Here is an 11,940-nt window from a genome sequence, read left to right as displayed (position 1 = left end):
CTCACCTCGAATCTGCGGAAAGCGCGCTAAATCGGGATAAGGCAAACGGCGAAATGTCCGTTTCCGTCTTCCCCTGCGTCGCCAGATCGGACAATATTTCCCCGACCGCGCTGGAAAATTTAAACCCGTGACCGGAAAAACCGCCGGCCACGACGACGTGCCGGTGTTCCGGGTGCCGGTCCACGATAAAATGCTCGTCGGGCGTGAGCTCGTATTTGCACACCGCGCCGCGCAGGACGCGGCCTGCCGCCTGCGGCAGGAAGCTTTCCAGCGCCCGGCGCAAATCCCGCTCGTCGTCGGCGTAATGGCCGAACGGCTCGAACGGGGCCCCGGGCTGCCACGGCTGGCCGGCGTCATGACGGCCGATTTTGACGCCGGAGCCGCCGATGCTCGGAAAGCCGTAGAAGCCGCCGCCGCGCGGATCGCCGAACGTAAAGCCGGGGAAACGTTGCGCGCCGTACAGCGATTCGTCGGCTTCGAACCAGGCCACGGCTTTGCGGACGGGGCGGATCGGCAGGGCGAGCAGCGAAGCGAGCTCGCCGAACCAGGCGCCCAGGCTTAGAATCAGGCGATCCGCATAATACACGCCGCCGTTCGTATGCACGGAAACGCCGCTGCCGCTTACATCGATGGCGGTCACCGATGTATGGACGAGCAAATCGGCGCCGTACCGCAAAGCCTGCTCGCGGTATGCGCGCACGCCATCCTCGCTCAGCAAGTACCCGGCCTGCGGCTCGTAGAGCCCGACGTAATGCTCGGGAGGGTTCACCCCCGGCCAGCGCTTGCGAATCTCGCCCGGCTGAAGCAGCTCGACGTTCAGCTTATGCTCCTCCGCTGACCGGACTTTTTGGCTTAAGCCGCCGTGCTCAAGCGGGCCCATGTTCAGCACGCCGGAGCGGACCAGCAGCGTCCGCCCGCTCTCCGCCTCCAGCTCCTGCCACAGCCGGTCGGCCCGCAGCGCCATCGCCGTGTAAGTCCGGCTGCCGGTGTAGGCGTGGCGGATGAGCCGGGTCTCGCCATGATGGCTGCCCGCAATGTGCGGCGGATCGAATTTATCGATCAGCAGCGTCTTGACCTGCCGTTTCGCCAAATGGTAACCGGCGCTCATCCCCATCGAACCGGCGCCGACAATAATGACATCGTAGCTGCTCATACGACCCCTCCCCGATGGTAGGCGGTTACTTTTTTCTCCAAAAAAGCTGTCAGCCATTCGACAATGAGTGTCAATCCCCAATAAATGAGCGCCGCCGCTATGTAAGCTTCCAAAAATTTCAGGCTCACCGACGCGACGACGTTCGCTTTGCCGAGCAGCTCCATTTGCGATACCGTAAAAGCGAGCGACGACGTATGCAAAAATCCGACGAAAATGTTGCACAGATTCGGCAAAATGGCGCCGACCGCCTGCGGCAGCACGATGCGGCGAAGCGCCTGCCGGGTGGTCATCCCGACGGAGTAGGCGGCTTCGATTTGACCGCGGCTCACCGCCAAAATGCCGGAACGGATAATTTCCGACATGTAGGCTCCCGCCGTCAGGGAAAACGCCGCCAGCACGATCAGAACCGACGGAATAGAGGCCGATTTGAAGCCCCATCCGAACGAGGCGGCCAGCTTGTCGATGACCATCGGCAGCCCCCAGAAAATGACCAGAATGTGCAGCAATATCGGCGTGCCGCGGAGAAACGAGACGTAGAAATCGGCGATCCGGCAGATGACGGGAACTTTGTAAATCCGGATGAACGCGGTCCCGATACCGATGAAAAAGCCGATAATAAGCGGCACGATCGTCAGTACCAGCGTAAGCGGCAATGCTTTTAAAATTTCAAAAAACGAAGTGTAAATAAAAAGAAGATCGATGTGAATAGTCCTCACCTCATCCGGCGAGCGGCCGTTCATGCTTTTGCAGCTTGAACTCCGCTGTGAAAAATACTTTTTCAAGAATCAGCACGGTCACATAGTAAATGATCGTCAGGCTGATATACACTTCCAGCGTATGGGATGTAGCCGAAACGAGGGTTTCCCCCCTGCCTACCATATCCATGACGCCGATCGAAAAGGCAAGCGACGTATCTTTCAAAAACCCGATTACGGAGTTGGCGAAATTCGGGAAGGCGTTCACCAGCGCCTGGGGCACGACGATGCGCGCGAACGACTGGGGCGCAGTCATGCCGATGGCGTAGGCCGCCTCCGTCTGGCCGCGGTCAACGGACTGCACTGCGGCACGGATCGTTTCGGACTTGGAAGCGCCGATGCTGAGCCCGTAGGTGATGATGACGAAATAGATCGGGTCCATCCGGGCGATATCGAGGCCTATGATTTGCAGCAGCGCCGGCAAGCCGTAGAACACCAGGAACAGCTGAATGAGAATCGGCGTCCCCCGGATAAAAGAAACGTATACGACCGCAAGCTGGCTGAGCACGGGAATCCGGTACAACCGGATCAGCGCGATCAGCAGCCCGATCAGCACGCCGACGACGAGAGAGGCGACGAGAATCAGCAAGGTAACCGGCAAATAATAGAGCAGTTTGGGCAAAAAATCGAAAATAAGCGTTATATCAAACGTTTTTCCCATCTAGTTCTCCACTGTATAGTTAGCGCCCAGCCACTGCGTGCTAAGCTTGGCCAGAGTGCCGTCCGCTTTGATCGACTTCAGCGCTTCGTCCACTTTGGCCTTCAAATCGGTTTCATCCTTGCGGAGAATGAAGTATACCTTGGAGTTGGAAAGCGGCTCTCCGACCGTTTTCAATTGGGCGTCGGCCACTTTGTTTTGATAGTCGATCGCGAACTGGGTGCTGATCGTCGCATCCGCGCGGCCCGCTTTAATTTGCGTCTTGGCGTCTTCGCCGGCCCCGGTGTAGACGATATTGATGCCCGTGTTGTGCTCTTTGTTGTATTTTTCGGCAAGTACGGCGGCGTTGCTGGTAGCGCCAACGAGCAGTTTTTTGCCTTTCAGGTCGTCGATCGATTTTACGGCGTCGTTATCTTTATGTACGACAATTTTGTTCGGGAATATGTTGTAGGCTTCGTCATTGAAAAGAAATTTTTGCTTTCTCTCCTCGTTGACTTCCATCTGGTGGGCGATCAGATCGATTTTGTTCGTTTCCAGGCTGAGCAGCAAGTTTTTGAATTCCATCGTCTTGAACTCGAATTCGTAATCCGGCAAACGTTTGTCGATCTCTTTGACGAGTTCTACGTCATAGCCGGTCAGGTTGCCTTTGTCGTCGATAAAGCAAATGTTCGGGAACTGGGTGCCCGTGCCGATCACGATTTTCTTGACGCCTTTGGAAGCGGCCTGCGTGGAAGCGGGACTGCCGGCAGCCTGCGCCGCAGGCGATGAAGAAGATGCGCCGGACGAGCCGCCTGCGGTATTCGTTTGGGATGCGCAGCCTGCGGCAAAAGCTGCGGTAAGGATAAGTGACGCAAGTACGGTTAATTTTTTCATTGTTCAATTGCCTCCGGTAAATTAAATTTAATTATTTCAATTGGCTAACTTGGTTTTAAGGCGACGACCGCTCCCACTGTTTCCGGCTTTCAATCCGGTGCAGGACCGGGGACCGCCTTACAAAGGATAATGGCAGGCAGCCCAGTGGCCTTGCCGCACTTGCAGGAGCGCGGGCTGCTCTTGTTTGCATTTGGCTGTCGCCGCCGGGCAGCGGGTATGGAACCGACAGCCGGAAGGCGGATTGGCGGGGGACGGAATTTCGCCTTCGATCGCGATATATTCCCGTTTGCGGGCCGGGTCGGGCAAAGGGATCGAGGAAAGCAGCCCCTGGGTGTAAGGATGGGCCGGATGTGCAAACAGCTCCTCGCTGGGGGCGATTTCGACCAGCTTTCCAAGGTACATGACGCCGATCTGGTCGGACAAGTGCCGTACGATGTTCAGTCCGTGGGCGATGAATACATACGTCAGACCCAATTTTTGCTGCAATTCCTGCATCAGGTTCACAATCTGCGCCTGCACCGATACGTCCAGCGCCGACACGGCTTCATCCGCCAAAATAAATTGCGGCTTCAGCGCGATCGCTCTGGCGATGCCGATTCTTTGTCTCTGTCCCCCGGAAAATTCGTGCGGATAGCGGTCGTACAAAGAGCGGCTCAAACCGACCAGTTCCAAAAGCTCCTCCACACGGCTCCGCTGCTCGCCGGCGCTCAGCATTTCGTGCACCGTAAGCGGTTCGCCGATAATGTCCCCGACTTTCCAGCGCGGATTCACCGAGCCGTACGGGTCCTGAAAAATGATCTGCATATGTTTGCGAGCGTCCCGCAGTTCCTTGGCCTGAAGCTTCGCCAAATCTTGCCCTTGGAAAAGCACCCGGCCTCCTGTCGCTTTTTCCAGCTGCAGCAGCACCCGGCCGAGCGTCGACTTGCCGCTGCCGGACTCGCCTACGAGCCCGAACGTCTCCCCCTTGCGAATCGTGAAGGACACATCGTCGACCGCGCGGATATGAGCCCGCGCCCGGCCGAGCAAGCTTTTGCCGACCGGATAAAATTTGCTCAGCCCGACAACCTCGAACAGGTTCTCGTCGTCCTTCTCCTTGACCGGCTCAACGGAAGCTTCCTCGCTGCAACGCTCTTCGCCGGTGACGGCCAAGGCCGGACTTTGCTTCCAGCCGTCCGTCTGCACCAGCTCTTCGGCGTACCAGCATGCGGTCAGACGGCCGTTCACTTCCTGCAGCGGAGGGCGGTCTCTGTGGCAGCGGTCGGTCGCAAAAGGACAGCGCGGATGAAACCGGCAGCCTGCGGGCAGATCGCTTAAGTTCGGAATCGATCCTTCAATCGAGTACAGCTTTGCTGCGCGGTCGCTGTCCATCGCCGCAATCGAGCGGAGCAGCCCCCGCGTGTAAGGATGGTGAGGCGCATCGAACAGTTGGCCGACCGTCGCTTGCTCGACAATTTGCCCCGCATACATCACGATAATCCGGTCGGCCATCTCGGCCGCAATGCCCATGTCGTGCGTAATGAGCAGAATCGACATGTTGAATTCCGCTTTCAGCTCCTGCAGCAGATGAAGAATTTGCGCCTGGATCGTCACATCCAGAGCGGTCGTAGGCTCATCCGCGATCAGCAGCTCTGGGCCGCAAGCCAGCGCCATCGCGATCATCGCCCGCTGCAGCATCCCGCCCGACAGCTCGCCCGGGTACTGCTTCATCCGGAGCTCCGGTTCGGGAATGCCGACCCGGCGCAGCAAATGAACGGCGCGGTCCCATGCCTGTTCCCGATTGCCCTGCTTATGCCGGACGATGACCTCCGCTATTTGGCTGCCAATCGTAAAAACCGGGTCAAACGCGGCCATTGGCTCCTGAAACACCATCGCCATCTTTTTCCCGCGCCAGGCGCGAAGCTCGTTCTGCGACAGCCGGGTCAGATCGACGCCGTCAAGCACGATGCTGCCTCCGGAGATGACGCCGTTCTCGTAATCGATCAACCTCATCACCGATTTCGAGGTGACGGATTTGCCGCTCCCCGACTCGCCTACAAGGCAGACGGTTTCACCGGCTCCGATATGCAGGGATACGTCGGAAACGGCCGTAAGTAAACCTTTTTTAGTGGCGAACTCGACCGTGAGATCTTGAATATCAAGCAGCTGCTTCATCGCTGTGTCTCCCTTCCTATGCCCTGCTTTGCTTCGGATCCATGGAATCGCGCAGCCAGTCTCCGATCAAGTTGACGGAAAGCACGAATAACGTAATCGTCAGACCGGGGAAAGTCGACATCCACCAGGCGACCGTCAAATAGCCTCTTCCTTGCGAAAGCAGCGTTCCCCAATCGGGAATTTCCTTCAGCACGCCTAATCCGAGAAAACTGAGCCCCGATCCGACCAAAATGGAGGACCCGAGTCCGATGGTCGCCATTACCAGCATCGGCGACCAGGCATTCGGCAGCACATGGCGCAAAAATATTTGCGCTTTGGAAGTTCCGATGGAGCGCGAGGCGGTCACGAAGGCGCGGTTTTTAACGCTGATCATTTGACCGCGCATCACCCTTGCGTATCCGGGAATCGCCGAGACCGCAACCGCCAAAACGATATTGAACAAATGAGGGCCGAGCGCTGCGGCAATCGCCAGCGCCAGCAGTATGCCCGGAATCGTCATCAACACGTCGATAAACCGCATAAGCACAGTATCGACGATACCGCCGACGTAGCCCGAAAGCGCGCCGATCGCGCCTCCCGTCAAACCGCCGACCAGCACGGAAGCGAACCCGATAAACAGCGAATCGCGGCTGCCGTAGACGACGACGCTGAATACGTCCCGGCCGAAATAGTCGGTTCCGAACAAATGCGACGTGCTCGGCGGGCTGAGAATATGATCCGCGAACATCTCGGTCGCCTTGTACGGCGCGATCCACTGCGGAGCTATGGCACAGCCGACGATGAACAGCGACACCAGCGCCGCCAGACAGACGAACACCTCGGCGGCGGTCCATTTGCTAACGATTCGGGGTGGGGAAGCCTGCGGCCTCTTTTCCCGCCAGACTACTTTTGCGGAAATCACTTCTTTCATCAGTCCGCTCTCCTTTCTATTCGTTGTGCCCGACGTTATGCCCGAATCCGCTTCAAGCTTTGCGCCTTACCCGGGGATCGATAACGGCATAGGAAACGTCAACGAGCAAATTCACAATGACATAAACAATTGCCGAAAAGAAGACGACGCCCTGGACGACCGGCAAATCTTTGGCCATAATGGCATCCGCGAGAATTCGGCCGATGCCCTGCCTGGAGAATACCGTTTCGATGACGACCGTCCCGGCCATCAGATCGCCGATATGAATCCCGATAATCGTAATGGCCGGGATCAGCGCATTGCGCAGCGCATGCCGGTACATCACGATGTTCTCCGACAGCCCTTTGGCGCGCAGCGTCACGATGAAATGTTCGTGAATCACTTCGAGCATGCTGTTGCGCACCATCCGGACGATGAACCCCGCGCCGACAAAGCCGAGCGCTAGAGCCGGCAGCACGAGCGTTTCGATGCCGTCCGAGCCCATCGCCGGAAACCATCCCAAGTACACCGAGAAGATCAGTATGAGCAAAATGCCCGACCAGAACGTCGGCATCGAGATGCCGAACAAGCCGACGATGCGGGCCGCCACGTCAACAGCCTTGTTGCGGTGGATCGCCGACAGCACGCCCAGCAGCACCCCGACGATGACCGAGATGAGCGAACTCGCTAAAGTCAACGCCAGCGTAGCCGGAAAATGCTGCAAAATTTTGGGCAAAACCGGTTCGCTGTTCAAGACCGATTTGCCGAAATCCCCATGGACGATCGCGGCAAAATATTGGCCGAATTGTACGTAAAAAGGCTGGTCGAGTCCCAACTGGCGGCGCAGATTGGCAATCGCCTCCGGGGTCATGGAAGCGGGATCGATCATCGACAGAACCGGGTCCCCGGGAAGCACGTAAAGGATACAGAACACGAGCACCATCGAACCCGCAATAACGAACAAGGAAACCAGGAAACGTTCCGCAATCGCTCTCGTCATAGCCGCCAGCTCCTTGCCCGGTTATTTTTGAAGATTGACATCGTTGAACAGCGGATAGCCGAGAGCATCGAATTTCAAGGCTTTTACCGACTTCGCTGCGGCTACCGTATACGGGAATACGTACACCGGAATGATAACCGCGTTATCGATGATATACTGCTGAATCTGCTTGTAAATGTCGGCCCGCTTCTTGTCATCCGTTTCGACTGCGCCCTGCTCAAGTAATTGGTCTACGGCCGGATCGGAAAGCCCCGATATGCTTCCCCGGCCTTTCGGATCGCTCGTATGATAAAAAGAGTACAGCGCGTTCGGATCGGAATTGACCTGGCTGTTGCCGTAAAAATCGTAGTTCCCCTTCGTATAGACAACGTTTGCGACATCTTTCGTAATTTCCACTTCTACGGATATGCCGACTTGTTTCAGTTGCTGCTGGATCATGGCCGCGATATCGTTGCGCTTCTCGCGGTTCGGGGAGCCGTCCACGTAATGGAGCGTCAGCTTTTTCCCGTCTTTTTCGCGGATGCCGTCGGCGCCTTTGACCCAACCGAGCTCATCGAGCAGCTTGCCCGCCTTGGCCGTGTCCGGCTTCACGGAGTTTTCCAAAGAAGCGTCATAGCCGAAGGTACCTGGCGTCAGCGGCGACCACGCTCGCGGATACGTGCCGAGATACAGCGTCTTGACGATGGCGTCAACGTCGATGGCAGCCTGGACGGCTTGCCGCGCCTTCACCTCGTTCCAGGGCGGGCGTCTTTGGTTAAAGAAAAGCGTATAAGGCAGACCTACCGTATTGACCTGCAGCACTTGCACGTTCGGATCGGATTTCAGCGATACGATATTTTGCGGAGGCACGGTTTCTGCGGCCAGCACCTGCTTGCTCTGCACGCTGCCGATGCGGGTTGCCTCTTCCGGCACGATTTTGAATGTAATCTGCTCCAGATATGCCGCACCTTTGTTGTCGACAATTTCCGGAGCCCACTTGTAATCAGGGTTGCGCTTCACCTGGATCGCTGCGTTCTCATCCCATTTCACAAAGCTGAAGGGACCGGTTCCTACCGGATTTTTGCCGAATTGGTCGCCGTATTTTTTGGCTGCCGTCGGCGATACGATGCCGAGCAAAGCCTGGCTCAAATTGCCCAAAAACGCTCTGGACGGCGTCTCCAGATTCAACTTCACCGTGTATTCGTCGATGACCTCGGAAGACTTGTACGGCTTAAGCAGCGCAGCCGCATTCGCCGCTTTCGTCGCCGGATCGAGAATCCGGTCGAAACTGAATTTGACGGCTTCCGCGTTGAACGGCGTCCCATCCTGAAATTTCACGTCCTTGCGCAGCTTGAACGTGTAGCTTTTGCCGTCCGGCGAAACGGTCCACTCCGTCGCAAGCCAAGGCTTGATGCTGTTGTCGGGCAGCTGCACGACCAGACTGTCATAGATCGTCCGGATGACCCGGACCGCTACGGCCAGACCGCTTCGATGCGGGTCAAGGGTATCCGGCGAAGTCGCCAGCGCGTAGGTCAGCTCGCCTCCGGGCTGGGCCGCCTGCTTCTCGTCCTGCTTGCCGCCCGAAGACGGAGCGGCCCCGCTGCCGTTCTTCGCCGAGCCGCATCCCGATAATGCCAACACAAGCGCCATCGTCAGCGCGCCGAATCGTATCCGTTTGTTTAACCTCGCTGCTTTCATGTTCAACGCCCCTTTTTTATTTCAATTCAGCAAATCGCCGGCGATGATTACCGGTTAACCTTCACTTTGGCGTAGCGGTTTTCCGGAATGCGCAGACCCAGATTTCCGCGCAGCGTATCGGCTTCGTACTCGGTGCGGTAAAGGCCACGCTCCTGCAAAATCGGCACGACGTCATCGACAAAATCGTTCAGCCCGTTCGGGAAGCCGGCGCCGACGATAAACCCGTCCGCTCCGCGCCCCTCAAACCATTCCTGGATCAAATCCGCCACTTTGGCCGGCGTACCGATGAACAGCGGGCGCGGAGTCGCCGCTTGCAGCGCAGCCTGACGCAGCGTCAAGCCGTTCTTTTTGGCGTTGTCCTTAATGCGGTCCGTCGTGCTGCGGAAACTGTTCTTGCCGATATCGCCCAGCTCCGGAAACGGTTCGTCCAGCGAATATTGGGTAAAATCGTGATGATCGAAAAAGCGTCCCAAATAGTCGAGCGCGTCTTTGATCGTAACCAAATTCGCCACTTCCTGATATTTGCGCTCCGCCTCTTCCTCCGTCTGTCCGATGATCGGGCTGATTCCCGGCATAATGACGATATCGTCCTCGGAACGGCCGTAAGCGGCTGCTTTGCTTTTTACGTCCTGATAAAAGCGCTGCGCGTCTTCCAGCGTCGGGTGCCCGGTAAAGACCGCGTCCGCTTCTTTGGCGGCGAGATTTTTACCCGGTTCCGAAGATCCCGCCTGGAAAATAACCGGCTGTCCCTGCTTGGAACGCGCGATATTGAGCGGCCCCTGAACGGAGAAAAATTCGCCTTTATGATTCAAGCGGTGCAGCTTGCCGGGATCGAAGAACACGCCCGACTCCTTATCCCGCACGAATGCGTCGTCTTCCCAGGAATCCCACAGCCCTTTGGTCACCTGCAAATATTCCGCCGCAATGCGGTAGCGTTTCTCGTGGGCCGGATGCTCCTCCAGCGTCTTGCCGTAGTTCAGCGCCGAGCCTTCGAGCGGCGACGTCACTACGTTCCAGCCTGCCCGGCCGCTGCTGATGTGATCGAGCGAGGCGAACTGCCGCGTCACCGTAAACGGTTCGCTGTAGGAAGTCGAAAGCGTTCCAACGAGCCCGATCCGCGAAGTGACGGCGGCGAGCGCGGACAAAATCGTAATCGGCTCGAACCGGTTCAAAAAGTGCGGGATCGATTTTTCGTTAATGTACAGCCCGTCTGCGATGAACGCCAAATCGAACTTGCCCGCTTCCGCTTTTTGCGCCTGCTGTTTGTAATGGGCAAAATTGACGCTGGCGTCAACGACGGCATCGGGGTGCCTCCATGAGGACATATTGCCGCCGACACCGTGAATAATGGCGCCGAATTTGATTTTTCTTTGTTTGGACATGGGATATTCCTCCTCTTTTTTCGCCTCTATCGAAAAATAGAATTGTTCTATGAGGCGCTGACTTTCAAGTCAAGCTCCTTGGCGATTTCCAGCAGCGCGTAGTGAAAGCCGGATTCCGCCTCCTTCAGAGAAATGAGATTCGTGCGCAGCGATACGCCCGACAGCGCGGGAAGATCGATCGGGACGAGCAGCCCTTCCTGCACCTCTTTGCGGACGCAAAGGAAGGGAAGAAAGCTGATCCCCATCCCTTTGACCACGAGCTTTTTGGCGGTCTCCAGGTTGTCGATCTGGTATTCGATGAGCGGCGGATGGTCGAGCGTTGCGAACAGGCGGTGAATTTTCATCCAATCCAGCGACCCGCACTCAAAAAGTACAAGCGGCTCGCGGCTGATATCCTCGACGGAAACATGTTTTCGCTGCGCAAACGGATGACCGCGATGGACAAACAGGCGAATCGGATCCTCATAATAGGCCGCACAGTCCAAATGCGGATGCGTGACGTTGCGGATCAGCCCGATGTCGACTTCCTTGTTCAGCACCTTCTCAAGAATCGTTTCCGTAGGAGCCGTTGTCAGCTTGATCTGAAGATGGCGGTGCTTTTTCTTGATCAGCGGCACGATCTCGGGTATGACATAATTGGCGACGGAGACGGTACAGCCGATACGCAGCTCGCTCTGGGCCGCCTGCAAATTTTGCAGCTGCTGCCTGCCCTTTTTGTACGTCTGGAGAATTTGCTGCGCGTAGGGGAGGAATTGCTTTCCCTTATCCGTCAGCGAAAAATTCCTGCCTTCCCTTTCAAAAAGCAGCGTGTTGAGCTCGCGTTCGAGCGACTGAATGCGCGCCGTTACCGATGGCTGGGATAAAAACAAAGCGTCCGCCGCCTTGTTAAAACTGTTAAAATGAATGACATAAACGAAAGCCTCGATGTTTTCTATATTCATGACGGCACCTTCCTTTCCGGCCTGCGCTTGTTCAAGAGCTCTGCGGGTATAATTCGCAAAGGGAGCGGTCGGGATTTTGCAAATAAACGGCCAGCTGCTCAAAAGCTTCCTCTGCGTCGGAGCCCACCAGGTGAAGATGAACGGCTTCGTTCTCGCCTAGCGACAGGCTGAGTGTTACGACGCCCAGTAATCCTTTTGCGTTTAGCATTTTTCCGCTTCTGCCCAAATAAATATTGCAAACATACCGGTTCGCCATCGAGACAAAATCCAGTACGCGATCGATCGTCCATACGCGGGACATCGTAAATGTCCATTCGATTTTCATATTCGTACCTCCAAGTGATGAGATCGTATGAGATAACCCTCTTCGAAAATAAGCGACCGCGTGAACAGGCTCATGGGCAGGTTAATTCGCCAATCCGGATGCTGTTCTGCGCGCTGGAGCGCTGCAAACAAAAAAG

At 56.7% G+C, this 11,940-nt stretch carries 11 protein-coding genes; all 11 read right to left on the bottom strand.

Features of this window, described 5'->3' with window-relative positions:
• Nucleotide 1: 1 nt before the first annotated feature.
• Nucleotides 2-1,153, bottom strand: a complete 1,152-nt coding sequence (gene solA, locus AC0LWT_RS21660; protein WP_474683350.1) for an N-methyl-L-tryptophan oxidase — start codon at nucleotides 1,151-1,153, stop codon at nucleotides 2-4.
• On the bottom strand, nucleotides 1,150-1,860 hold the full coding sequence (locus AC0LWT_RS21655; RefSeq protein ID WP_474683461.1) for an amino acid ABC transporter permease: 711 nt from the start codon (nucleotides 1,858-1,860) through the stop codon (nucleotides 1,150-1,152). The genes solA and AC0LWT_RS21655 overlap by 4 nt, the downstream gene beginning before the upstream one ends.
• A gap of 10 nt (nucleotides 1,861-1,870) precedes the next feature.
• The gene (locus tag AC0LWT_RS21650; RefSeq protein ID WP_474683349.1) at nucleotides 1,871-2,569 is read right to left on the bottom strand and encodes an amino acid ABC transporter permease; all 699 of its coding nucleotides are present in this window, start codon (nucleotides 2,567-2,569) and stop codon (nucleotides 1,871-1,873) included.
• Nucleotides 2,570-3,439 carry a transporter substrate-binding domain-containing protein gene (locus AC0LWT_RS21645; RefSeq protein WP_474683348.1) on the bottom strand — a complete coding sequence of 290 codons (870 nt, stop codon included), beginning with the start codon at nucleotides 3,437-3,439 and terminating at the stop codon, nucleotides 2,570-2,572.
• A gap of 117 nt (nucleotides 3,440-3,556) precedes the next feature.
• Complete coding sequence (locus AC0LWT_RS21640) at nucleotides 3,557-5,590, bottom strand: dipeptide ABC transporter ATP-binding protein (protein ID WP_474683347.1); 2,034 nt, start codon at nucleotides 5,588-5,590, stop codon at nucleotides 3,557-3,559.
• A gap of 16 nt (nucleotides 5,591-5,606) precedes the next feature.
• On the bottom strand, nucleotides 5,607-6,500 hold the full coding sequence (locus AC0LWT_RS21635; RefSeq protein WP_474683346.1) for an ABC transporter permease: 894 nt from the start codon (nucleotides 6,498-6,500) through the stop codon (nucleotides 5,607-5,609).
• A gap of 52 nt (nucleotides 6,501-6,552) precedes the next feature.
• Complete coding sequence (locus tag AC0LWT_RS21630; protein ID WP_474683345.1) at nucleotides 6,553-7,479, bottom strand: ABC transporter permease; 927 nt, start codon at nucleotides 7,477-7,479, stop codon at nucleotides 6,553-6,555.
• Nucleotides 7,480-7,500: 21 nt separating this feature from the next.
• Entirely contained in the window at nucleotides 7,501-9,156 is a 1,656-nt protein-coding gene (locus AC0LWT_RS21625) for an ABC transporter substrate-binding protein (protein ID WP_474683344.1), read from the bottom strand.
• A gap of 47 nt (nucleotides 9,157-9,203) precedes the next feature.
• The gene (locus tag AC0LWT_RS21620; RefSeq protein ID WP_474683343.1) at nucleotides 9,204-10,538 is read right to left on the bottom strand and encodes an LLM class flavin-dependent oxidoreductase; all 1,335 of its coding nucleotides are present in this window, start codon (nucleotides 10,536-10,538) and stop codon (nucleotides 9,204-9,206) included.
• Nucleotides 10,539-10,585: 47 nt separating this feature from the next.
• Nucleotides 10,586-11,479, bottom strand: a complete 894-nt coding sequence (locus tag AC0LWT_RS21615; RefSeq protein ID WP_474683342.1) for a LysR family transcriptional regulator — start codon at nucleotides 11,477-11,479, stop codon at nucleotides 10,586-10,588.
• A gap of 31 nt (nucleotides 11,480-11,510) precedes the next feature.
• The gene (locus tag AC0LWT_RS21610) at nucleotides 11,511-11,804 is read right to left on the bottom strand and encodes an HPr family phosphocarrier protein (RefSeq protein ID WP_474683341.1); all 294 of its coding nucleotides are present in this window, start codon (nucleotides 11,802-11,804) and stop codon (nucleotides 11,511-11,513) included.
• Nucleotides 11,805-11,940 lie beyond the last annotated feature (136 nt).

This window comes from Paenibacillus sp. sgz302164 (genome assembly GCF_056120505.1).
Note: the sequence above shows the minus strand (reverse complement) of the source record. Positions and strands in the feature narration are given on the sequence as shown.